General features: G+C 45.7%; 24 protein-coding genes and 1 pseudogene. 19 read left to right on the top strand and 6 right to left on the bottom strand.

Annotated elements, in window-relative coordinates:
* Positions 1 to 222 precede the first annotated feature (222 nt).
* From V6D41_RS00925 to V6D41_RS00905, 5 genes are all read left to right on the top strand, one after another.
* Entirely contained in the window at positions 223 to 1,182 is a 960-nt protein-coding gene (locus tag V6D41_RS00925; RefSeq protein WP_333516972.1) for an MBL fold metallo-hydrolase, read from the top strand.
* A 5-nt stretch (positions 1,183 to 1,187) separates the two neighbouring features.
* Positions 1,188 to 1,967: an SDR family oxidoreductase gene (locus V6D41_RS00920; RefSeq protein ID WP_333516971.1), complete on the top strand. Its 780-nt coding sequence runs from the start codon at positions 1,188 to 1,190 to the stop codon at positions 1,965 to 1,967.
* A gap of 78 nt (positions 1,968 to 2,045) precedes the next feature.
* Positions 2,046 to 3,380, top strand: coding sequence for a D-serine ammonia-lyase (gene dsdA / locus V6D41_RS00915; RefSeq protein ID WP_333516970.1), 1,335 nt, complete (start codon positions 2,046 to 2,048; stop codon positions 3,378 to 3,380).
* 71 nt (positions 3,381 to 3,451) lie between these two features.
* Complete coding sequence (gene coaA / locus V6D41_RS00910) at positions 3,452 to 4,411, top strand: type I pantothenate kinase (protein ID WP_087990627.1); 960 nt, start codon at positions 3,452 to 3,454, stop codon at positions 4,409 to 4,411.
* A gap of 4 nt (positions 4,412 to 4,415) precedes the next feature.
* Positions 4,416 to 4,802: a VOC family protein gene (locus V6D41_RS00905; RefSeq protein ID WP_333516969.1), complete on the top strand. Its 387-nt coding sequence runs from the start codon at positions 4,416 to 4,418 to the stop codon at positions 4,800 to 4,802.
* Positions 4,803 to 5,007: 205 nt separating this feature from the next.
* Here V6D41_RS00905 and V6D41_RS00900 read toward each other — a convergent pair whose 3' ends face one another.
* Together V6D41_RS00900 and V6D41_RS00895 are read right to left on the bottom strand one after the other, a co-directional pair.
* Positions 5,008 to 6,240 carry an MDR family MFS transporter gene (locus V6D41_RS00900; protein WP_333516968.1) on the bottom strand — a complete coding sequence of 411 codons (1,233 nt, stop codon included), beginning with the start codon at positions 6,238 to 6,240 and terminating at the stop codon, positions 5,008 to 5,010.
* A 540-nt stretch (positions 6,241 to 6,780) separates the two neighbouring features.
* Positions 6,781 to 6,987 (bottom strand): YqzH family protein, encoded by a 207-nt coding sequence (locus tag V6D41_RS00895; RefSeq protein WP_333516967.1) that lies wholly within the window; start codon positions 6,985 to 6,987, stop codon positions 6,781 to 6,783.
* A 167-nt stretch (positions 6,988 to 7,154) separates the two neighbouring features.
* On the opposite strand from V6D41_RS00895, the gene V6D41_RS00890 reads away from it, so the two are divergent.
* The 7 genes and pseudogenes from V6D41_RS00890 to V6D41_RS00860 all read left to right on the top strand — a co-directional run bounded on the left by V6D41_RS00890 (position 7,155) and on the right by V6D41_RS00860 (position 11,341).
* A complete protein-coding gene (locus tag V6D41_RS00890; protein WP_333516966.1) occupies positions 7,155 to 8,393 on the top strand; it encodes a DNA polymerase IV in 1,239 nt (412 codons plus the stop codon).
* On the top strand, positions 8,390 to 8,728 hold the full coding sequence (locus tag V6D41_RS00885) for a YolD-like family protein (protein WP_087990622.1): 339 nt from the start codon (positions 8,390 to 8,392) through the stop codon (positions 8,726 to 8,728). Before V6D41_RS00890 ends, V6D41_RS00885 begins: the two co-directional genes overlap by 4 nt.
* Before the next feature lie 190 nt (positions 8,729 to 8,918).
* Entirely contained in the window at positions 8,919 to 9,389 is a 471-nt protein-coding gene (locus V6D41_RS00880) for a GNAT family N-acetyltransferase (protein ID WP_087990621.1), read from the top strand.
* A gap of 9 nt (positions 9,390 to 9,398) precedes the next feature.
* A pseudogene (locus tag V6D41_RS00875) lies at positions 9,399 to 9,744 on the top strand (antibiotic biosynthesis monooxygenase family protein).
* On the top strand, positions 9,737 to 10,768 hold the full coding sequence (locus V6D41_RS00870) for a bifunctional GNAT family N-acetyltransferase/GrpB family protein (protein WP_333516965.1): 1,032 nt from the start codon (positions 9,737 to 9,739) through the stop codon (positions 10,766 to 10,768). Before V6D41_RS00875 ends, V6D41_RS00870 begins: the two are co-directional and overlap by 8 nt.
* Positions 10,765 to 11,088 carry an iron-sulfur cluster biosynthesis family protein gene (locus tag V6D41_RS00865; protein WP_087990619.1) on the top strand — a complete coding sequence of 108 codons (324 nt, stop codon included), beginning with the start codon at positions 10,765 to 10,767 and terminating at the stop codon, positions 11,086 to 11,088. Before V6D41_RS00870 ends, V6D41_RS00865 begins: the two co-directional genes overlap by 4 nt.
* Positions 11,089 to 11,101: 13 nt before the next feature.
* Positions 11,102 to 11,341, top strand: coding sequence for a YqkC family protein (locus V6D41_RS00860; RefSeq protein WP_003236767.1), 240 nt, complete (start codon positions 11,102 to 11,104; stop codon positions 11,339 to 11,341).
* Positions 11,342 to 11,418: 77 nt separating this feature from the next.
* Here V6D41_RS00860 and V6D41_RS00855 read toward each other — a convergent pair whose 3' ends face one another.
* Positions 11,419 to 12,339 (bottom strand): alpha/beta hydrolase, encoded by a 921-nt coding sequence (locus V6D41_RS00855; RefSeq protein WP_333516964.1) that lies wholly within the window; start codon positions 12,337 to 12,339, stop codon positions 11,419 to 11,421.
* Between the two features lie 165 nt (positions 12,340 to 12,504).
* Here V6D41_RS00855 and V6D41_RS00850 point away from each other — a divergent pair, with 165 nt between their 5' ends.
* A complete protein-coding gene (locus V6D41_RS00850) occupies positions 12,505 to 12,729 on the top strand; it encodes a YqkE family protein (protein WP_087990810.1) in 225 nt (74 codons plus the stop codon).
* Positions 12,730 to 13,018: 289 nt separating this feature from the next.
* Here V6D41_RS00850 and V6D41_RS00845 read toward each other — a convergent pair whose 3' ends face one another.
* A complete protein-coding gene (locus V6D41_RS00845) occupies positions 13,019 to 13,939 on the bottom strand; it encodes an aldo/keto reductase (protein WP_333516963.1) in 921 nt (306 codons plus the stop codon).
* Between the two features lie 63 nt (positions 13,940 to 14,002).
* Positions 14,003 to 14,125: a Z-ring formation inhibitor MciZ gene (gene mciZ, locus V6D41_RS00840; RefSeq protein ID WP_014114281.1), complete on the bottom strand. Its 123-nt coding sequence runs from the start codon at positions 14,123 to 14,125 to the stop codon at positions 14,003 to 14,005.
* 73 nt (positions 14,126 to 14,198) lie between these two features.
* Between mciZ and nudF the strand changes: the two genes are divergently transcribed.
* Together nudF and V6D41_RS00830 are read left to right on the top strand one after the other, a co-directional pair.
* On the top strand, positions 14,199 to 14,756 hold the full coding sequence (nudF, locus tag V6D41_RS00835; RefSeq protein WP_333516962.1) for an ADP-ribose pyrophosphatase: 558 nt from the start codon (positions 14,199 to 14,201) through the stop codon (positions 14,754 to 14,756).
* Complete coding sequence (locus V6D41_RS00830; RefSeq protein WP_333516961.1) at positions 14,753 to 15,916, top strand: TIGR00375 family protein; 1,164 nt, start codon at positions 14,753 to 14,755, stop codon at positions 15,914 to 15,916. Before nudF ends, V6D41_RS00830 begins: the two co-directional genes overlap by 4 nt.
* Positions 15,917 to 15,924: 8 nt before the next feature.
* On the opposite strand, the gene V6D41_RS00825 is transcribed toward V6D41_RS00830, so the two are convergent.
* Positions 15,925 to 16,275, bottom strand: a complete 351-nt coding sequence (locus V6D41_RS00825) for a helix-turn-helix domain-containing protein (RefSeq protein ID WP_148961959.1) — start codon at positions 16,273 to 16,275, stop codon at positions 15,925 to 15,927.
* Positions 16,276 to 16,456: 181 nt separating this feature from the next.
* On the opposite strand from V6D41_RS00825, the gene ansA reads away from it, so the two are divergent.
* The 4 genes from ansA (at position 16,457) to V6D41_RS00805 (ending at position 21,806) form a co-directional block, all read left to right on the top strand.
* The gene (gene ansA, locus V6D41_RS00820) at positions 16,457 to 17,446 is read left to right on the top strand and encodes an asparaginase (RefSeq protein WP_148961958.1); all 990 of its coding nucleotides are present in this window, start codon (positions 16,457 to 16,459) and stop codon (positions 17,444 to 17,446) included.
* A gap of 45 nt (positions 17,447 to 17,491) precedes the next feature.
* Positions 17,492 to 18,919, top strand: coding sequence for an aspartate ammonia-lyase (aspA, locus tag V6D41_RS00815; RefSeq protein ID WP_148961957.1), 1,428 nt, complete (start codon positions 17,492 to 17,494; stop codon positions 18,917 to 18,919).
* A 143-nt stretch (positions 18,920 to 19,062) separates the two neighbouring features.
* Positions 19,063 to 20,469, top strand: coding sequence for a malate-H+/Na+-lactate antiporter MleN (gene mleN / locus V6D41_RS00810; protein ID WP_148961956.1), 1,407 nt, complete (start codon positions 19,063 to 19,065; stop codon positions 20,467 to 20,469).
* A 17-nt stretch (positions 20,470 to 20,486) separates the two neighbouring features.
* On the top strand, positions 20,487 to 21,806 hold the full coding sequence (locus V6D41_RS00805) for an NAD-dependent malic enzyme (RefSeq protein WP_087990610.1): 1,320 nt from the start codon (positions 20,487 to 20,489) through the stop codon (positions 21,804 to 21,806).
* Positions 21,807 to 21,830: the final 24 nt, after the last annotated feature.

The raw sequence follows: 21,830 nt of genomic DNA, 5'->3' as shown, positions 1-21,830 counted from the left end.
GCAATGCCTTTCAGCCGGGGGCATCGCTCTCTTAGGCCATTGCCTTGTATACTCGTCATAGCGTTCCAATGGTTCTCGTTTTAGTTTGTTGTTCATTATGCAATGGCGGACAAGCTCATGTCAATAGCTTTTTCAAAAAGGGACTTTCTCATTCGGCAATAATGACACAAGACTGAGAAAAAGCTAAAATATGAGTAATGAATGAAGACAAGGAGCGAAAGGATGACAACTGCAGATGTTATTACGATCCGCGTCCCGACACCCTTTGCTGTGGGCGATGTTATCGTTTATCTCGTAAAAGGTGATGCGCTGACACTTATCGATGCCGGGCCGAATACAAAAGAGGCTGTTAGAGCCCTTCAAGAGCAGCTTGCCGCTGTAAATGTGAAAATGTCAGATATCGAGCAGGTTGTACTGACTCACCATCATGCTGATCATGCAGGCTTGCTTGATGCCTTTTCTGATGAAATCGAAGTGATTGGGCATCCGTTCAACGAACCTTATATCAGCCGAAATCAAGCTTTTAGAGATTGGCAAAAATGTTTTTTTCAAAAGCTTCTGCCTGAATTAGGCGTTCCGTTTGATACGGGAAAGACAGAAAAGCTGATTCGGTCAGCGTACGCGTTTTCCTGTACGAGATCCCTGACGAAAACAGTCAGAGAAGGGATGAGCGTTGATGGGCTTGGGGGCTGGACTGTTTTGGAGATGCCTGGACATGCTGAATCGCATATTGTTCTTTTCCATGAAAAAAGCGGTAGAATGCTTGGTGGCGATCTTCTACTGGCCAACAGCTCGTCTAATCCGATTTTGGAAGCGCCGAAAACGGGAGACATAAGATCAAAGCCTTTAGTTGATTATCAGCGGTCATTGCGAAGGCTGTCTGAACTTGATCCAACAATCGTGTTTCCCGGCCACGGCGAGACGATCACCAACGTACAGGCGCTGATAGAGAAGCGTTTTGACAAGCAGAGGAACAGGACGGAGGAGGTACGGCGCATGCTGGATGAAAAGCCGATGACCGCTTTTCAGGTTTGCCAGCAGCTTTTTCCTGCTGTGTATGAAAAGGACTTATTTTTAACGATGTCAGAAACGGCAGGGCATCTTGATGTGTTGGCGGCTGAAGAATCCATCACGTCATATTGGGAAGGAAATACTGCATATTTTAGAACAATGAAGAGGTGAAATGGATGAAGCATATAGCAGGAAAGCGGATATGGATAACCGGCGCTTCAGGAGGGCTCGGTGAAAGAATCGCATACTTATGCGCGGCTGAAGGAGCCCATGTCCTGCTGTCGGCAAGACGTGAGGAGCGTTTGATAGAAATTAAAAGGAAGATAACCGAGGAATGGAGCGGACAGTGTGAGATTTTCCCTCTGGATGTCGGGAGCCTAGAGGATATAGCCTGTGTCCGCGGTCAGATCGGCTCGGTTGATGTACTGATTAACAATGCGGGCTTCGGTATATTTGAAACAGTTTTAGACTCGACGCTGGATGATATGAAAGCGATGTTTGATGTGAATGTCTTCGGCCTGATCGCCTGTACAAAAGCGGTGCTTCCGCATATGCTTGAGCAAAAAAAGGGCCATATCATCAATATCGCTTCTCAAGCGGGGAAAATTGCAACACCGAAGTCGAGCCTTTATTCCGCGACAAAACATGCCGTGCTCGGCTACTCAAACGCTTTGCGGATGGAGCTGGCGGAAACAGGCATTTATGTGACAACAGTCAATCCGGGACCGATTCAGACGGACTTTTTTTCCATTGCTGATAAAGGCGGGGAATACGCCAAAAATGTGAGCCGCTGGATGCTTGATCCTGATGACGTGGCAGCTCACATTACAGCTGCTATTTTCACGAACAAACGGGAGATCAATCTTCCGCGTTTCATGAATGCCGGCACCAAGCTGTATCAGCTGTTTCCAGCTCTCGTTGAAAAGCTGGCAGGACGCGTGCTTATGAAAAAATAATGGTGGAACTGCCTGTGGTGAGATGGCTTGTTCGCATACCCACAGGCAGTTTTTTATAGAGGAAGGGAGAATCATTGGATGTCAATCAATCAAGAAGCCCTTCATGTTCTGCTCAAAGATCCGTTCATTCAGAAACTGATTGACGCAGAGCCTGTATTCTGGGCAAATTCCGGCAAGAAAGAGTGCCCGTTATTTCACGCAGATGAGTGGGAAAGCGAGATAGCGGGAGCGGAAAATAGGCTGCGGCGGTTTGCTCCTTACATTGCCGAGGTGTTTCCTGAGACAAAAGATGCCAAAGGAATAATCGAATCTCCGCTTTTTGAAATGCAGCATATGAAGGGAAAACTGGAAGCGGCATATCAGCAGCTCTTTCCGGGAAGATGGCTTTTAAAGTGCGACCATGAACTTCCGATTTCAGGATCGATTAAAGCGCGGGGCGGGATTTATGAAGTGTTGAAGCATGCTGAAATGCTGGCGCTTCAAGAAGGAATGCTTCAGGAAAACGATGATTACCGCATCTTACAGGAAGAGCGGTTTGCCGCGTTTTTCTCCCGCTATTCGATCGCTGTCGGTTCGACAGGAAACCTTGGATTAAGTATCGGCATCATCGGTGCGACACTCGGATTTCGCGTGACAGTGCATATGTCCGCTGATGCCAAGCAGTGGAAAAAGGATCTCCTTCGCCAAAAGGGTGTCACTGTCATGGAGTATGAATCAGATTATAGTGAAGCGGTGAAAGAAGGGAGACGGCAGGCGGAGCAAGATCCATTTTGTTATTTTATTGATGATGAACATTCCCGTCAGCTGTTTTTAGGATATGCTGTTGCCGCCAGCCGATTAAAAACGCAGCTCGACTGTATGAATATACAGCCAAGTCTGGAGACACCGCTGTTTGTGTATCTGCCGTGTGGAGTCGGTGGAGGGCCGGGTGGTGTGGCATTTGGGCTGAAGCTTTTATACGGCGACCATGTCCATGTGTTTTTCGGAGAACCGACTCATTCACCGTGTATGCTGCTGGGGCTTTATTCCGGCCTCCACGAGAAGATTTCCGTCCATGATATCGGTCTGGATAATCGGACGGCTGCTGACGGGCTTGCTGTGGGAAGGCCGTCAGGGTTTGTGGGCAAGCTGATTGAACCGCTGCTGAGCGGCTGTTATACCGTAGAGGACAATACGCTTTATGCCTTGCTTCATATGCTGGCTGTATCTGAAAGTAAATATTTAGAGCCCTCTGCTCTTGCCGGCATGTTCGGGCCCATTCAGCTTTTTTCGACAGAAGAAGGAGGGCTATATAGTCAGAAGCATAACATGGAACATGCCGTACATGTCGTCTGGGGAACGGGAGGAAGCATGGTTCCAAAAGAAGAGATGTCCGCTTATAATCGAATCGGTGCGGATTTGCTGAAAAAATAAGCAGACAGTGAAAGGGTTTTCCGTTACAATCTTTGTAAGGGTTTTAACCTACAGAGAGTCAGGTGTAAACAGTGAAAAATAAAGAGCTTAACTTACATACTTTATATACACAGCACAATCGTGAGTCTTGGTCTGGTTTTGGGGGACATTTGTCGATTGCTGTATCTGAAGAAGAGGCAAAAGCCGTGGAAGGGCTGAATGATTATTTATCTGTTGAAGAAGTGGAAACGATTTATATTCCGCTTGTTCGCCTGCTTCATTTGCATGTGAAGTCAGCCGCCGAGCGCAATAAGCATGTCAATGTTTTTTTGAAGCACCCTCATTCAGCTAAAATTCCGTTTATTATTGGCATCGCCGGCAGTGTGGCAGTCGGAAAAAGCACGACGGCGCGGATATTGCAGAAGCTGCTTTCGCGTTTGCCGGATCGCCCTAAAGTGAGCCTTATCACGACAGATGGTTTTTTATTTCCTACAGCCGAGCTGAAAAAGAAAAATATGCTGTCACGAAAAGGGTTTCCCGAAAGCTATGACGTAAAGGCGTTGCTCGAATTTTTGAATGACTTAAAATCAGGAAAAGACAGAGTAAAGGCTCCGGTGTATTCCCATCTCACCTATGACCGCGAGGAAGGGGTGTTCGAGATTGTAGAACAGGCCGATATTGTGATTATCGAAGGCATTAATGTTCTTCAGTCGCCCACCTTGGAGGATGACCGGGAAGATCCGCGTATTTTTGTCTCCGATTTCTTTGATTTTTCGATTTATGTGGACGCGGACGAAAGCCGGATTTTCACATGGTATTTAGAGCGTTTTCGTCTGCTTCGGGAAACTGCTTTTCAAAATCCCGATTCTTATTTTCATAAATTTAAAGACTTGTCTGATCAGGAGGCTGACGAGATGGCAGCTTCGATTTGGCAGAGTGTCAACCGGCCTAATTTATATGAAAATATCTTGCCGACTAAATTCAGGTCCGATCTCATTTTGCGTAAGGGGGACGGGCATAAGGTGGAAGAAGTGCTGGTAAGGCGGGTGTAATATCGTGCACCATATTGAACTGTATGTCTCCGATTTGGAAGCGTCTCGGCGGTTTTGGGGATGGTTCTTAACAGAACTTGGCTATAAAGAGTATCAAAAATGGGGCTCAGGAATTAGCTGGAAGAAAGATCATTTTTATCTTGTGATTGTGCAGGCGAAAGAGCCATTTCTCGAGCCGGCATACCACAGATGCCGGGTCGGGCTGAACCATCTCGCCTTTCATGCTGAATCCAAGCTTCAAGTTGACCAGATGACCGAAAAACTGATGGAAAAAGGCTATCGTGTGTTGTACCGGGACCGCCATCCTTTTGCCGGAGGAGACGGGCATTATGCCGTTTATTGCGAGGATCCGGACCGGATGAAGGTAGAGCTCGTTGCTCCAAGCGGTTAATCATGGTCTTCGGACAGGCTGTTAAGCTTTTCCTCAATGCGATCCAGCTGCGCTTTTCGGTTCTTCGCGTACTTGAAGCCTGTAACAGCTGCAAAGATGACAGCGGCAACATAATAAATACGAAAATCTGAAACATCCCCTTGCCTATATTCGTGTTCATCACCCTATTGTTGCGGGAGAGATTGGTTCTCTCCCGTTTTTTAATTTAAAGCGGCTTTTCCAGCCCTGGCCGGTGTTTTGTCATTCCCATTTTCATCTGCCGATAGGCGAACGCCAAAAATGGCAGGCCGAGCAGGGTGATCCCGCTCAGAACAGAAAAAATAAAAATCGGCCTGCCAGCGCCAAATAGGTCTATACATATACCCCCGATCCAAGGGCCGATGACGTTTCCGAGCTGTGAAAAACCGATGGCCCCGAAATAAGTGCCTTTTAACCCGGGTTTTGCAATCTGGTCTACAAACAAATCCATCATAGAGAATAAAAGCACTTCGCCGATTGTAAATGTGACCACAATCAGCACAAGGGATGAAACACCGTGTGATACGGTGAAAATGGCCATGCTGATACTCACCATCACATTACCGAACATCAAGGAGCAAAGCGGCGAAAAACGTTTTGCAAAATGGACGATGGGAAATTGCGTTGCCAGCACAACGATTGCGTTTAATGTCAGCATCAGCCCGTACAGTTTCGTTCCATTGCCAAACAAGGGGTTCTGCGCCATATACTGCGGAAATGTGGAACTGAATTGTGAGTAGCCGAAGGTGCATAGCGTAATGCCGACCAGAGCAATTGTAAAAAGAAGATCCTTTTGCGTCACCATAAATGCTTCCCGCACGCTCATATTTTGGGATTGGCCTGATCCTGATAAGGATGGATGCTTTTTAAATTGGATAACAAGCACGAGTCCGTATAGTCCGTAAATGACTGCGGGCGCCAAAAAGGGTGTGGTCGATTGCGATGAGCCGAAATACAGGCCGAGTATCGGTCCGAAGACAACGCCGATATTTATAGCTGCATAGCGTAAATTAAAAACAAGCAGTCTCGTTTTTTCTTCTGTCATATCAGACAGCAAAGCCTTTGAAGCGGGTTCAAATAGTGATTTGCAAAGTCCGTTTAATGCGTTTACCACAAAAAACACCCAGAGATGAGATGCCGCCGCAAATCCTGCAAATACCAGCATCCAGCCGAAAATGGACACTAGCATCATGTTTTTTCTGCCGAATCTGTCCGAGATATATCCGCCGTAAAAGCTTGCAAGGATGCCGACTGATGAGCTTGCAGCGATAACCAGCCCTGCATAGGAAGCTGATGTGCCTTGGACGGCTGTTAAATAAATCGCTAAAAAAGGAATGCTCATTGATGTTGCCATCCTGCCGAAAATAGTTCCGATTATAATTGTCCAGCTGATGGGGTGGATATCTTTCCATTTCTTCATGAATCGTATTCTCTCCTGTATGTAGGATTTTTTTCTATCATATATGAAAAAATTTCCTTATCCAATGGGAAATTCAAAATATTTTATTGTTTATATGGAATGTGAAACATATCTTACTTGAGGATGATGCACGTCGCTGGCGGAGTTTACATCGTTGAAATTGAGGTTGAGGCGTTCGGGAGTAAAATGATAATATATCCGATGTTTTTATGGCGGTGAAAGCATATTATTTGATGTAATTGATGCTGGAATGCCGGGCATTTCAAAGCGATTCGGCAGACCGTGGAAGCAAATGGTGTCTGTTTGAATATGAAAGGCGATAATCCGCTGATTCAAGCTGACGGAGTGCTGCATGGACCGGCAGAACAGGCGGCACTGGGTATGACTCAGGCTTTTCTTTTTTACAAGCCTTTCTGCATAATGACAAAGACTCTTGTTTGTTATCATGGCGGTTTTTACAAAGGAAAGCCGCATTAGCGGCTGAAAGAACTCACAGTCCGATTCGAGGCGCTGTGCGTCTCTGTTTCTTTTGGCCAATGTTTAAGAGAACAGTCCTTGGTTGGTGACATAGTCATAAATGATATCTTCTATATGCGCATGCAACTCTTCATCGGGTTCTTCATTCCGTCTCTCTTCCAAGGCTGCTTTCAGGCTTTGTTTTTCATACGGGCTTAACGGATCTACGGCAACATTTCGGCCGTATTGACGCAGTGCCTGTCCCAACATTTTCTCGACAAATTTCTCCATTATGACTCTCCTATCTTTATGCCCCGCTTTTATTCTACTAAATGTTTTTCTTCTCTCAAACCCTTGGATCATATTTTCTGTCAGGCAAGAATCATTTACCAGTATAAATCGAACATATTTTCGCATATAATAGAAAAAGCGAACATAAGTTCTTTTTAGAGGTGTGTATGATGAAAGAAAAAGTGATTTTTCTCGTTGACATGCAATCGTTTTATGCATCTGTAGAGAAAGCGGAAAATCCACATTTGAAAAATAGGCCCGTCATTGTGTCGGGTGACCCTGAAAGAAGGGGAGGAGTCGTATTGGCCGCCTGCCCGCTGGCGAAACAAAAGGGGGTCGTGAATGCTTCCCGGCTGTGGGAGGCGCAGGAAAAGTGCCCTGAAGCAGTTGTGCTCCGGCCTCGTATGCAGCGGTATATTGATTTATCACTGCAAATCACGGCCATTTTAGAGGAATATACAGATCTTGTAGAGCCGTATTCCATCGATGAACAGTTCATGGACATTACAGGCAGCCAGAAGCTGTTTGGGACGCCGGATGAGATCGCAAAAAGCATTCAGGGCAGAATCATGCGGGAGATCGGCGTTTATGCGCGGGTCGGAATCGGCCCTAATAAAGCGCTGGCTAAAATCGCATGCGACAATTTTGCCAAAAAGAATAAGAACGGTATTTTTACCTTAACGAAAGAAAATATGAAAATCGAAATGTGGCCGCTCCCGGTGGGCAGCATGTTTGGTGTGGGGAGCCGCATGAGGCATCATTTAAACCGAATGGGCATCAGCACGATCGGCGGGCTCGCGGCTTTTCCGCTCGATCTTTTAAAAAAGAAATGGGGCATTAACGGCCACGTGCTGTGGATGACGGCGAACGGGATCGACTATTCCCCTGTTTCAACTTCATCTCTGGACGGGCAAAAGGCCATCGGCCATGGAATGACGCTCCCGAGAGACTACGAACACTTTGACAAAGAAATTAAAGTCGTGCTGCTGGAGCTGAGTGAAGAAGTGTGCAGGCGAAGCCGAAACGCCGGGGCAATGGGACAGACCGTGTCAGTAAGCTGCCGGGGGACTGATTTTGATTGGCCGACAGGCTTCAACCGGCAAGTGAAGCTGGCGGAGCCTACTAATTCCACGCAGGATGTATATGAGGCTGTGTGCCGGCTGTTTCTTACGTTTTGGGACGGGAAGCCTGTCCGCCGCCTGGGGGTCAATCTGTCTCAGCTCTCATCTGATGACATATGGCAGCTCAATTTATTTCAGGATGATGCAAAGAAAATGAGCCTGGGCTATGTGATGGACGGCATTAAAAACCGGTTCGGCGACACAGCCATCGTCAGGGCGGCGTCACTGACAGCGGCAGGCCAGGCATTTGAACGTGCGGCTAAAATAGGAGGGCACTATAAATGAACGACCATTTAAAAAGAGGCAACCTGCTGTGGGAAGGGAGCAGGATGTTTCTGCCAGAACATAAACAAAGCCTGCTTGAGAGAAAGCGCCATAAACAGAAGCTGCAAAAGCCGATCCTTGATCCCGATAAGCTGGAGGAAATGAATCAAACGCTTTGCGCCGCGATGGAGTTTGCTCAGGATATTACTGTCAGCTGCTTTCAGGACGGTGAAATTGTCCGCTGTACCGGGAAAATCTGCCGGTATGAAGAGTTTGAAAAAACAGTATGGGTAAAAGGAGACGAGGATCAGCTTTATAAGCTGAAACTTGATCAGGTGCTTGATATTGTGCTGTAAAGTTTCTCCCTCCTGCACTGTGGGAGAAATATGTGTAAAATGATCAAACATTGTTCCCTCCGCAGTCTCCGAAACGTATGATACAGAAAAGAAGGCATTTACAATTCCAGTCAGGCAAAATATAATTTCTGTATTGTAGAAAAAAAGAGCTGACATTCGTTTTGCCAGACGGAGGGAGATTAAATCGTAAATGGATATTCGAACAATCACGTCTTCAGATTATGAAATGGTAACGTCTGTAATGAATGAATGGTGGGGCGGCCGACCGCTGAAAGAAAAATTGCCGAGACTATTTTTTGAGCATTTTCAGGACACAAGCTTTATTGCATCTGAACATAACAGCATGACAGGGTTTTTAATCGGGTTTCAATCGCAATCGGATCCTGAAACGGCATACATCCATTTTTCCGGTGTGCACCCTGATTTCAGAAAAATGCAAATTGGAAAACAATTATATGATGTCTTTATTGAAATGGTAAAACAAAGAGGATGCACGCGGGTCAAGTGCGTCACTTCACCGGTGAATAAGGTTTCAATCGCGTATCACACAAAATTGGGCTTTGACATTGAAAAAGGAACCAAAACGCTAAATGGCATCTCAGTGTTTGCAAACTACGATGGCCCGGGCCAAGACAAGGTCCTGTTTGTCAAAAACATATGAGGGGGAAATATGATGGATTTCTTATCAAAAACACCTGAACCTCCTTACTATGCAGTTATTTTTTCATCTGTCAAAAGCGAAAGTGACACAGGATATGGAGAAACAGCAGAGCGGATGGTATCGCTGGCGGCGGATCAGCCCGGATTTTTAGGCGTCGAAAGCGTTCGTGAAGCGGATGGAAGGGGCATAACGGTGTCCTATTGGGACAGTATGGACGCCATTAATCGCTGGAAGCATCACACCGAACATCAAGCGGCAAAAGAAAAAGGAAAGAGCGTTTGGTACGCGTCGTATGCAGTCCGCGTTGCAAAGGTCGAGAGACAGCGGCTATTTTCAGGAGAACAGAAATGATTGAATCTCTTCAGCATAAAAAAGACAACACAGCGCGTGAGATTATTGCCGTACAGCAGCCCGCCTACATAAAAGAAGCGGAGCTTATCGGTTTTGACGGTATCCCCGCCTTACAAGAGAAGACGAAGGATATTCAAGCATCCCATGAACAGTTTGCGGGATATCGGAAAGACGGCAAACTGATCGGTGTCATTTCATATGAGAAAAACATGCATCATCTCACCATTTGCAGGCTTGTCGTGCATCCCGGCGGTTTCAGAAAAGGGATTGGACGGGCACTTCTGCAATTTGTCATCGATCAAAACAAAGACGCTGAGAAAATCGAAGTAGTCACAGCCGAGAAAAATACACCGGCCATGTCGCTCTATACACAGGCGGGATTTCAAAAGGCAGAAACCGTCGAAGCGGCGGAGGGTCTTTTGCTGTCTGTCTTTTATTTGTATCCGAAAAGAAAAGTTGAAGTCGTTCCCTACAATGAAAAATGGGCGGAACTTTTCAGTGAAGAAAAAGAACGGCTGAAGCTTGTGTTCGGACCGGAGATCATCGCTGTTCATCATATCGGAAGCACATCGATCTCGAACATGGCGGCAAAGCCAATCATTGATATTCTGATTGAAGTAAGAAGAATTGAAGCTGTGAGCCAATATGATACACAAATGAAGGCAATCGGCTACACACCGAAAGGAGAAAATGGCGTAGCGGGCAGGCGTTACTTCCAAAAGGGCGGTCATAAACGCACTCACCATCTCCATATGTACGAAAAGGGAAACCCTGCTATTGAAAGGCATCTGCTATTGAGAGATTATCTCAAAGCTCATCCAGAAATAGCGAACGAATACGCCAATCTAAAAAAACGACTGGCGGCCCAGCATCCGGATAGTATCAATCAGTACATACAAGGGAAAGATGATTGGATTAAGGCTGCAGAAGAAAATGCGAAGCGGTGGAGAGAAGGCGGAAACAATGCGGATAGAAACGTTGTATGCTACAATAGCGAAAATGATGGAAACGGGGGACTCACCTTATGAACATACACGTGACAGATGCAGCAAAACAAGCACTGCAGCAGGCGTTTGACGCCAATCCAAGGAAAAAAGCCCAGCTTCGTTACGATGCAGAAGGGTGCGGCTGCGCGGTAAGCGGTGTACCGACAATCTGGCTGGCAGAAGAATTAACGGGACAGTGCGAGCAGCTGGAAACGAACGGCATCCCGCTTTATATCCAATCGTCGCAAAAAGTGTTTTTTGACGATCAAATGACGATCGATTACAATGAAAAAGCTAAAACACTGGCGCTGAAAAGCCCGGCTGAAATGCTCAGCCCCAGAATGAGCATATTAGTAAAGTAGGGAGACACGAAACGTGGAACAAAAGCTGAAGTCAATGAAGAACACAGCACAGAATAAAACTTGGGTATCCTTCCTAAACCAAAACCATCCCTATACCTTGCTCCATTGGTCAATTGGAGGAGCAGAGTCTATCAAGAAAGATGTTTGGCTATTGCAGGATGAAATGACATTCGAAACACAAGAATTCACAACAATAGATCTTGCGATTGAATGGATCAGAGAAAATATGGATGGCATTACCGACGTTTTATGAAATGGAAAAGCGAAAGAGCCGAAGTGGCCTTTCGCTTTTTATTATGGAAAGAAAAACACGAGGCAAGGCCTAAGATTTCAGCATGTTGTTGAACCCTTCATTTTGTTTAAAAACGTCTGCACCGTTTTTCGATACGTGTCCCGGTTTTTGGTATACGACATGGCGTGTTCACCGTTCTCGGCAATATACAGTGCCTTCGGTCCGGGTTTCTTTTCATAAAGCTGCTCGGTTGAAGAAATCGGAATATAATCATCATCCTTACTGTGAATAAAGAGGACCGGCTTTTCGATTTGATCAATGACAGCAAGCGGAGATACTTCGCGTGCCCGATAGCCGCCTCTCAGCTTCAAAAAGAAGTCGGCGATGGGGAGCAGCGGCCAAGACGGGAGCCTGTATTCCGCTTTCAGCCGATAGGCAAGCTGTTCATCAAAACGTGCGAACGGACAATCAGCAATATAAAAATCAGCCCCATCATCACAGTGTTCACCAGCGTAAAGCAGGGCGGTCGCAGCTCCCATTGATTCACCGTGAATGCCGATCAATCCGCGATGACCTGTTTTGTTTTTGACCCAATTGACAACCTCACTGAGATCATCCTTTTCATAAAACCCGTAGCCAGTCGTCTTTCCACCGCTTTGACCGTGACGGCGATGGTCATAAACCACTACATTCCAGCCGAAATTGAGAAATAAATGCATATATTTAAGAGAATTCAGTATATTCATCGTCACCCCGTGGCAGATGATAATGGTGTTTGGTGTGTCATGCGGAGCGACATGGTATCCTTTTATATCATATCCGTAAGCCGAGGGTATCACAAAAGCAGTTTTCTCCATTCGTTCAAAGGATTCAAACACATCATGTCCGTCGTCTGTCTCTCTTTTGATAATGTCTTCATCTGTCTTTTTCTTGATAAATAGAATGATATTCGAAAAAACAACTCCGATTCCGATAACAGCGGTTAAGAGAGCGCCAATGGCCAAAAGGATTTTCTTCAAAAGAGTCACAGCACCTTTCAACTAAATACAGGAAATTTACACTTGAAATCATTATACCTAAACACTGCTGCGCGGATCAAAAAAGTTTTGAGAAGAGAGCCCGCTTGTTCAGTCTGTATGCTCCGTGATAAACTGGCTTCAAAACAAAACACGGGGGAAGTCTACATGAAAAAACAAAAATCCGCTGACAAACATCAATTAAAAGACGGCCTTCAAACCGACATCAAAGCAAAGCTTATGGAGATGAAGAGTCAGTTGAAGGAAGAGGACGAAAAGAGGCAGGAAAGAGAAAAAGCAGAACAGCTCAGAAAGAAAAAAGAGATCGAAAAAAATAAAAGCTTTGAAGAGCTCCTTGATGAAAGCCAAATGGATTGGCATCAATATAAATAAAACCAGCACCCGTACAGGTGCTGGTTTCAGCGTGTCGACAAATCCTCGCATTCGTTGTCAGTCCTGCGCATTGGTGCTCACGTGAAAAAAGATCAGCGGCTAAAAGCTAGAGCGTCCTGCTCAAACGCCCCTGCCACCGCATCCTGCGGAAGTCTGCTCCAATGCTCGTCCTTCCTAGACTTCAAGGGTTTTCAATCACGCTGAAAAGATGACAAAATCCTAAAACGAAAACCGTTTTAGGATTTTGTCAACCATATGAACAAGCACCCGTACAGGTGCTTGTTTTCTGTTATGAGCGGTGAGCTTCGTAAACGTCTTGTTTCGTATGAGATTGGAGCGCTTTGACTTCCTCTTCGCTTAAACGCCGTGCGTTTGCAGCGTGAATGTTTTCCCGTAACTGCTCAATCTTACTGGCGCCTGTAATCACTGCAGCGACAGCCGGCTGTGCTAACAGATACTGCAGCGACTTTTCTGTCATGGAAAGATCGGAAGCAACATCCTCTATTGCCTTGCGGGCATTTGTCAATTCCTCAAAGGAATAAGACAAGTACCCGTTTTGTTTGATGCTGTCCGCTGCTTGTTCAAGCGGTTTTTCTGTCAAGAGCCCTTTGGCAACCGGACCTCTGGTGACTATGCTGATTTGATGTTCCTCTAAAAGCGGAAGCCATTCCTCGGGGCGTCTGTCAAACAGGCTGAACTGCATCATAATACTGACGATGTTTGATTTTTTTACATATTCTTTTATGACATTCGGGCGAATGGAAGAAATGCCATAGTAACGGATGACACCTTCTTGTTTTAATTCTTCAAACGCTTCGATCGTTTCATCAATGTTGTCCTCTATCGTGCCGCCGTGAAGCTGATAGAGATCAATATAATCTGTTTTCAGCCGTGCAAGGCTCTTTTTCACGGCTTCTTTTATGTAAGCTTTTGATGGGTCCCAATACCAGCCTTCGCTGTCGTCATCCCAGCGGTTTCCCGCTTTCGTTGCCAAAATAATATCCTGTCGTCTGTTTTGGATCGCCTCACCGACGATTTCTTCGTTGCGTCCGCGGTCATACAAATCCGCTGTGTCCAAATAGTTGATGCCAAGCTCGATGGCTTCATCCAAGATAGACAAAGCTTTGTTTTTTTCAGTACCAAGAGACATACAGCCGAGTCCGGCTTCGCTTATTTCTAAATCAGATGTACCCAGTTTGCGCTTTCTCATGTGCACACTCCTTTTTTAAAGCTTTGTATTGACCGTAATATAAAGGAGCTAAAGTTTCAACTTTTACGGCTTAGAGACCCAATCTTTCACATATTGGAATGTGCGCCCGTACTCCTTTAACTTCGCCCGAATCTCCCATGCTTTTCCGACTAAGACAACACCTTTTGGCATGCGGTGCACTTTCATGAAGAAGCCCCCTTTTTTTTAGTATGATAAAATGTATGGGGCATCATATAGAGACAGAACGGGAGATGAAGAAATGAAATCATTAGAAGAAAAAACAATTGCCAAAGAACAGATCTTTTCAGGTAAAGTCATTGATCTATATGTAGAGGACGTGGAGCTGCCAAACGGCAAAGCGAGTAAACGTGAAATTGTGAAACACCCTGGGGCTGTAGCGATATTAGCTGTCACTGATGAAGGGAAAATCATGATGGTCAAACAATTCCGCAAGCCGCTTGAGCGGACGATCGTTGAAATTCCGGCCGGAAAGCTTGAAAAAGGGGAGGAGCCGGAGTATACGGCACTTCGGGAACTTGAAGAGGAAACGGGTTATACAGCGAAAAAACTGACAAAAATCACTGCGTTTTATACATCGCCCGGCTTTGCTGATGAAATCGTTCACGTGTTTCTTGCTGAAGAGCTTTCTGTTCTCGAAGAAAAACGGGAGCTTGATGAGGACGAGTTTGTTGAAGTGATGGAGGTGACGCTTGAAGAGGCGCTGAAGCTGGTGGAATCACGTGACGTATATGATGCTAAAACAGCCTATGCGATTCAGTATCTCCAGCTGAAAGAAGCGCTCCAAGCTCAAAAATGAAAAAGGTTTACGCGGATTTACACATTCATATCGGCCGGACCTTTACAGGAAGGGCTGTCAAAATAACAGGTGCCAAGACACTGACACTGGACCGAATTTTGATAGAAGCCAGTGAGCATAAAGGGATAGAACTTCTTGGCATTATCGACTGCCATTCTCCGGAAGTCATTTTGGAGCTAGAAGAAGGCATTTCATCCGGAAGATATCACGAGCTTGACGGCGGGGGGATTCGGTACCGCAACACGACTCTTTTATTGGGAAGCGAGCTGGAGATTTATGATGAAGCCTGCAGCGGGCCGATCCATGTCCTCGTGTTTATGCCAACGCTTGCTGAAATGAAGCGGTTTTCAAACTGGCTGTCAGGGCGGCTGAAAAACATTCATTTAAGCTCACAGCGGATTTATGAAACGGGCTTGAATCTGCAAAAAAAAGTGAAGGAATTGGGCGGACTGTTTATCCCCGCCCATATCTTTACACCGCATAAAAGCTTATATGGAAAAGGGGTTGCATCAAGCTTAACCGAGGTTTTTGATCCCTCTATGATAGATGCGGTGGAACTTGGGCTGAGCTGTGATACAGACATGGCTTCACACCTATCTGAATTGAATCAGTATACGTTTTTAACAAATTCTGATGCGCATTCGTTAGGGAAAATCGGCAGAGAATATAATGAACTATATGTGCAGTCAGCTGATTTTACTGAATTTGCTCTTGCATTAAGGGTGCAGGATGACAGGAAAATTACCGCAAATTATGGCTTGGATCCGTTATTGGGAAAATATTATCAGACGGCTTGCGAAGCATGCGGAGAACCTGCTGTGAGCGGGGAAACGGTGTGCGCGAATTGCGGAAATGCCAAGTTTACAAAGGGAGTTAGCGAAAGATTGCGTGAATTGAGTGATCAGACTGAAGTTCGCATCTCGCGTCCGCGATATGTTCATCAGATCCCGCTGCAATTTGTTCCGGGTGTCGGTCCGAAAACGCTGGATAAACTAAAAAAAGCCTTTGGAACAGAAATGGCTGTTCTTCATGAGGCGGCAGAAGAAGATTTGGCTCGCGTTGTCCCGCCGAAAACCGCGGCGTTAATTGTAAAAGCGAGATCCGGAAAGCTGGAATTGAAAGCCGGAGGAGGAGGAACCTACGGTAAAATTAAACCGTGAGTGAAAGATTAACTCATTTCCTCCTGTACTTTTCTCTTCGTCCGGATAAAGGTGATCAGCTGGATGATTTCGTCTTCACTCAGCGGCTTGTCATCAACAGAAATAGTCAAGTTAAGGCTGCTCCACGTGGTCAACTCAATGGTCTGAGGAGCAGTCTGCTTTTGTTTCTCGCGGCCCAAAAGTTCATCGCAGGTTGTGTCAAAGAGGTCAGCCAGCATGGCAAGCGCCTCAAGTGAAGGCCGCCGGTAGCCTGATTCGTAGCCGGCATATGTGCTTTTTGCGATACCCAGAAGGTCAGCTGTATATTGAAGCGACCAATTTTTCTTTTTTCTCAATTCAGTTAAACGATCTAGATTCATGAACTTCCGCTCCTTTTTCACCTTGAGCTGATTATATCATATAGGTATTAGGAAGTGTACGCGAATTGAATAATAATGTCTTGCGTATTTTATTTTCCGTGTCTATAATGGCATTAAAAGTATGCGAAAAGCGAATATCTTCTCGCAACCCATCTTTAGATACAGTGAAGAGGTGCATGGTATGAAAAAATTATTGATGTTGACAACTGGGGGAACGATTGCTTCAGTTGAAGGGGAAAATGGGCTGGCTCCCGGGGTCAAGGCTGATGAATTATTAAGTTACGTATCAAAACTTGATAACGATTACACGATGGAAACTCAGTCGCTTATGAATATAGACAGCACCAATATGCAGCCTGAATACTGGGTGGAAATAGCAGAAGCCGTTAAGGGGAATTATGATGACTATGACGGATTTGTTATTACTCACGGTACAGATACAATGGCCTATACATCTGCCGCATTATCGTATATGCTGCAGCATGCCAATAAACCGATTGTGATCACTGGCTCGCAGATTCCAATCACGTTTCAAAAAACGGACGCCAAAAAAAATATCACAGACGCCATTCGCTTTGCCTGTGAAGGTGTGGGCGGCGTTTATGTTGTGTTTGACGGCAGAGTCATCCAAGGAACACGTGCGATCAAATTAAGAACGAAAAGCTACGACGCATTTGAAAGCATCAATTACCCATATATCGCTTTTATCAATGAAGACGGGATCGAATACAACAAACAAGTAACGGAACCTGAGAACGACACCTTCAAAGTTGATACTTCACTATGCACTGATGTATGTCTGCTGAAGCTGCATCCGGGCTTAAAACCTGAAATGTTTGATGCCCTAAAAAGCATCTTCAAAGGAATCGTCATTGAAAGTTACGGCAGCGGAGGCGTGCCGTTTGAAGGCAGAGACATTTTGTCGAAAGTGAATGAGCTGATCGAAAGCGGAATCGTCGTCGTCATCACGACTCAATGTCTGGAAGAAGGCGAAGACATGAGCATTTACGAAGTCGGCCGCAGAGTCAACCAAGACTTAATTATCCGATCCAGAAATATGAACACAGAAGCAATCGTGCCAAAATTAATGTGGGCACTCGGCCAGTCTTCGGATCTTGCTGTCGTCAAGAGAATTATGGAAACGCCGATTGCTGATGATGTTGTCCTATAAAAGGTCAAAAACGATAACCACCAAAGAGAAAGTAGGTTAAAGATTATGTTAAACGGCCAAAAAGAATACCGTGTGGAAAAAGACTTCCTTGGGGAAAAACAAATTGAAGCGGATGTTTTTTACGGAATTCAGACGCTCCGTGCTTCTGAAAACTTTCCGATTACGGGATACAAGATCCATGAAGAAATGATTAACGCGCTGGCGATCGTAAAAAAAGCTGCGGCTCTTGCCAATATGGACGTGAAACGGCTGTATGAAGGAATTGGCCAAGCTATCGTACAAGCCGCTGACGAGATTCTGGAAGGCAGATGGCACGATCAGTTTATCGTCGATCCGATTCAGGGCGGTGCCGGAACTTCTATGAATATGAATGCCAATGAGGTGATCGGAAACCGGGCGCTCGAAATTATGGGACATAAAAAGGGCGATTATATCCATTTAAGCCCAAACACACATGTGAATATGTCACAGTCAACCAACGATGTGTTTCCAACTGCTATTCATATTTCCACGTTGAAGCTTTTAGAAAAACTGCTGAAAACAATGGAAGATATGCATAGTGTGTTCAAACAAAAAGCACAGGAGTTTGATTCTGTTATTAAAATGGGGCGGACACACCTGCAAGACGCTGTTCCGATTCGTCTAGGCCAGGAATTCGAAGCGTACAGCCGCGTCCTGGAGCGTGATATCAAACGGATCAAGCAATCACGCCAGCACCTGTATGAAGTCAACATGGGCGCAACAGCTGTCGGTACGGGCCTGAACGCAGATCCTGAATATATCAAACAGGTTGTGAAGCACCTTGCGGATATCAGCGGTCTTCCCCTTGTCGGCGCTGATCATCTCGTTGATGCCACACAAAATACGGATGCTTATACAGAGGTGTCAGCAGCATTAAAGGTCTGCATGATGAACATGTCTAAGATCGCAAACGATCTTCGCTTAATGGCATCAGGCCCGCGCGCCGGACTTGCGGAAATTTCTCTGCCTGCACGTCAGCCGGGGTCATCCATTATGCCGGGGAAAGTCAATCCGGTTATGGCGGAGCTGATCAACCAAATTGCGTTTCAGGTCATTGGAAACGATAATACAATCTGCCTTGCTTCAGAAGCCGGCCAGCTTGAATTGAACGTGATGGAGCCCGTGCTTGTCTTTAATTTGCTTCAATCCATCAGTATCATGAACAACGGCTTCCGTTCGTTCACTGACAATTGCTTAAAAGGCATCGAGGCCAACGAAAAACGCTTGAAACAGTACGTGGAAAAAAGTGCAGGTGTGATCACTGCAGTCAATCCGCATCTTGGATATGAAGCGGCAGCCCGAATTGCCCGGGAAGCCATTATGACAGGCCAATCAGTCCGTGATCTTTGTCTGCAGCATGATGTGCTGACAGAGGAAGAATTGGATACTATTTTAAACCCGTACGAGATGACAAAACCAGGGATTGCAGGGAAAGAACTATTAGAAAAATAAAATTTGAACAAAATACAGCTTATTCATCTCCGGATAATCGGATGAATAAGCTGTTTACAACATAGGGATGAGGAAGTATAGTATACGTGTATTGCACTATTTATTGAAAGCGTTTTAGCTTTTTACATGAAGGGGGACTTCTTTTGAAGGATGTAAGACTGCCAACACTATTCGAAATAATTATTGTACTAGGATCATTTTTAGCACTTGTCATGTCGTTTACAGTCTTTTTAGACATGCCGATACAGCTTGCGCTTTTCATTTCCTGGTTTATCGCAATGATTCTCGGTATCAGACTCGGTTATTCTTATAAAGATATGCAGAATGCTATTCTGTATGGTATATCAAACGGTCTTGAAGCTGTTCTGATTCTTGTTTCAGTAGGAGCACTTATTGGAACATGGATCGCCGGAGGGATCGTACCAACTCTGATTTACTATGGTTTAGAATTTATTCATCCTAGTATCTTTTTACTTGCAACGTTAATTATTTGTTCCATTATGTCTGTAGCAACAGGAACGTCATGGGGAACAGTCGGGACTGCCGGCATTGCCATGATCGCAATTGGAGAAGGATTAGGCCTTCCGCTTCCTCTTGTAGCGGGCGCTATTCTTTCAGGCGCTTATTTCGGGGACAAGCTGTCACCTCTTTCAGACAGCACAGTTCTGGCATCTTCACTATCAAAAGTGGATGTCTTAGACCACGTCAGAGCCATGCTCTTTTTATCTGTGCCGGCGTATGTGATTACAGCAATCCTCTTTACAATTACCGGTTTTATGTACGGCGGGAAAAATATTGACCTTGATAAAGTTGAATTTTTGAAATCTTCTTTGCAAAATACGTTTGACATTCATATTTGGATGCTGATTCCGGCTGTTGTCGTCATCGTCTTATTGGCGATGAAAAAGCCGTCAATGCCGGTTATCGTAATTGGCGCTTTGCTTGGCGCTATCTGGGCTGTTGTTTTCCAAGGCATGAATCCAGCGGATGCGATTGCAACTGCCTACAACGGATTCTCTATTAAAACAGATGTTGAATTCTTAAACGGCCTGTTAAATCGCGGAGGCATCGTCGGAATGCTCGGTTCCCTTGTCGTCATTATCTTTGGTCTCGGATTTGGCGGGCTGCTTGAAAAGCTTGGCGTCTTAAAAGTGATCGTCTCTATGTTTGAAAAGAAATTAACATCACCGGGCAACGTCACTATATCTACGCTGATTGTAGCATTTTTAGCGAACATCTTCGGCTGTGCGATGTATGTATCTCTTATTTTGACACCGAAGATTATGGAAAACAGTTATGATCGATTGAATCTAGACAGAAGGGTGCTATCCCGTAACTCAGAGGTGGGGGGAACATTAACTTCAGGTATGGTCCCTTGGTCTGATAACGGTATTTACATGGCTGGTATTTTAGGGGTTTCTACCTTCGCCTATCTGCCGTTTATGTGGCTCAGTTTTGTTGCAATAGGTCTTGCTATTATCTATGGTTATACAGGAAAATTTATATGGTATACGAAAAACAATACAGCTAAAGCCGAAAAACTAGGCTAATTGGGGAGGATCACTGAATGATAGCGAAACACATGATTCGGACACTGATGATTGAAACGCCTTCGGTTCCCGGAAATCTAGGAAGGGTAGCGACGGCAATCGGCCTTCTGGGCGGGGATATTGGTGAAGTGGAGACGGTAAAAGTCGGACCCAATTACACAATGCGGAATATTACCGTTCAAGTGGAGAATGAAGAACAGCTTCAGGAAGTGATCGCGGCTGTACAGGGTCTGGGAGAAGGGATCAGGCTTCACACCGTATCTGATGAAGTCCTGTCCGCACATGAAGGCGGAAAAATCCAAATGAAAAGCAAAATGCCGATCCGCTCACTGGCAGAGCTCGGGCGTGTCTATACACCAGGTGTTGCAGACGTGTGCAGGCTGATCGAAAAAGACCCCGAAAAAGCTTCTATTTATACAACGATCAGCAATTCTGTCGCGATTGTAACGGATGGAACGGCAATTCTCGGTCTTGGGAATATCGGCTCTGTGGCAGGCATGCCTGTCATGGAAGGAAAGGCTGCTTTGTTTGATCAGCTGGCGGGTATCAGCGGCATACCAATATTGCTTGATACGAGTGATCCTGAAGAAATCATCAAAACGGTAAAACATATTTCACCAGGTTTTAACGGCATCTTGCTTGAGGATATTGGCTCGCCGCATTGCTTCGAAATCGAGGACCGCCTAAAAGAGGAGCTGAACATCCCTGTTATGCACGATGATCAGCACGGTACAGCTGTTGTGACGCTGGCTGCTGCCATCTCGGCATGCAGGAGCGCGGGTGTTGACCTGAAAGAAGCGAAGGTGGGGCAAATCGGTCTGGGCGCAGCAGGCGTCGCTATCTGCCGGATGTTTATGGCCTATGGCGTAAAAGCTGTATACGGAACAGACAAATCTGAGGAAGCGATGAACCGTCTCGAACAATATGGCGGACAGGCAGCTGCCAGCATCGAGGAGCTCATGGAAACATGCGATATTATCATTGCCACAACCGGAGTTCCCGGGTTAATTAAACCAGCATTTGTACGTTCTGGCCAGGTGATTTTGGCTTTATCGAATCCGAAGCCGGAAATTGAGCCGGAGGCCGCGCTGCAGGCTGGCGCCGCATATGCAGCTGACGGGCGTTCTGTTAATAATGTGCTTGGCTTCCCGGGTATTTTCAGAGGGGCGCTCAACGCAAAAAGCAAGGAGATTAATCATGATATGCTTGTCGCTGCAGCAGAGGCCATCGCAGCCTGCACAAAGCAAGGCGATGTGGTCCCTCAGCCGCTTGACTCAAAAGTCCATCATGAGGTAGCAGCTGCGGTCGAGCGAGCAGCTCTTACAGCAGTGAAATAAATGAAGTAAAGCAGCACCTGGCAT

The organism is Bacillus sp. 0102A, from assembly GCF_036765155.1.
Lineage (GTDB): Bacteria > Bacillota > Bacilli > Bacillales > Bacillaceae > Bacillus > Bacillus subtilis_G.
This window is presented reverse-complemented; position numbering and strand designations above follow the sequence as displayed.

Bases quoted from the DNA above. Each gene is read 5' to 3' on its own strand.
- V6D41_RS00850 (WP_087990810.1), top strand. From the start codon at position 12,505: ATGAAAAAACAAAAATCCGCTGACAAACATCAATTAAAAGACGGCCTT.
- ansA (WP_148961958.1), top strand. From the start codon at position 16,457: ATGAAAAAATTATTGATGTTGACAACTGGGGGAACGATTGCTTCAGTT.
- V6D41_RS00845 (WP_333516963.1), bottom strand. From the start codon at position 13,939: ATGAGAAAGCGCAAACTGGGTACATCTGATTTAGAAATAAGCGAAGCC.
- V6D41_RS00825 (WP_148961959.1), bottom strand. From the start codon at position 16,275: ATGAATCTAGATCGTTTAACTGAATTGAGAAAAAAGAAAAATTGGTCG.
- aspA (WP_148961957.1), top strand. From the start codon at position 17,492: ATGTTAAACGGCCAAAAAGAATACCGTGTGGAAAAAGACTTCCTTGGG.
- V6D41_RS00805 (WP_087990610.1), top strand. From the start codon at position 20,487: ATGATAGCGAAACACATGATTCGGACACTGATGATTGAAACGCCTTCG.
- V6D41_RS00900 (WP_333516968.1), bottom strand. From the start codon at position 6,240: ATGAAGAAATGGAAAGATATCCACCCCATCAGCTGGACAATTATAATC.
- V6D41_RS00880 (WP_087990621.1), top strand. From the start codon at position 8,919: ATGGATATTCGAACAATCACGTCTTCAGATTATGAAATGGTAACGTCT.
- V6D41_RS00890 (WP_333516966.1), top strand. From the start codon at position 7,155: ATGATGAAAGAAAAAGTGATTTTTCTCGTTGACATGCAATCGTTTTAT.
- V6D41_RS00865 (WP_087990619.1), top strand. From the start codon at position 10,765: ATGAACATACACGTGACAGATGCAGCAAAACAAGCACTGCAGCAGGCG.
- dsdA (WP_333516970.1), top strand. From the start codon at position 2,046: ATGTCAATCAATCAAGAAGCCCTTCATGTTCTGCTCAAAGATCCGTTC.
- V6D41_RS00895 (WP_333516967.1), bottom strand. From the start codon at position 6,987: ATGGAGAAATTTGTCGAGAAAATGTTGGGACAGGCACTGCGTCAATAC.
- V6D41_RS00870 (WP_333516965.1), top strand. From the start codon at position 9,737: ATGATTGAATCTCTTCAGCATAAAAAAGACAACACAGCGCGTGAGATT.
- V6D41_RS00885 (WP_087990622.1), top strand. From the start codon at position 8,390: ATGAACGACCATTTAAAAAGAGGCAACCTGCTGTGGGAAGGGAGCAGG.
- V6D41_RS00925 (WP_333516972.1), top strand. From the start codon at position 223: ATGACAACTGCAGATGTTATTACGATCCGCGTCCCGACACCCTTTGCT.
- V6D41_RS00830 (WP_333516961.1), top strand. From the start codon at position 14,753: ATGAAAAAGGTTTACGCGGATTTACACATTCATATCGGCCGGACCTTT.
- V6D41_RS00920 (WP_333516971.1), top strand. From the start codon at position 1,188: ATGAAGCATATAGCAGGAAAGCGGATATGGATAACCGGCGCTTCAGGA.
- nudF (WP_333516962.1), top strand. From the start codon at position 14,199: ATGAAATCATTAGAAGAAAAAACAATTGCCAAAGAACAGATCTTTTCA.
- mciZ (WP_014114281.1), bottom strand. From the start codon at position 14,125: ATGAAAGTGCACCGCATGCCAAAAGGTGTTGTCTTAGTCGGAAAAGCA.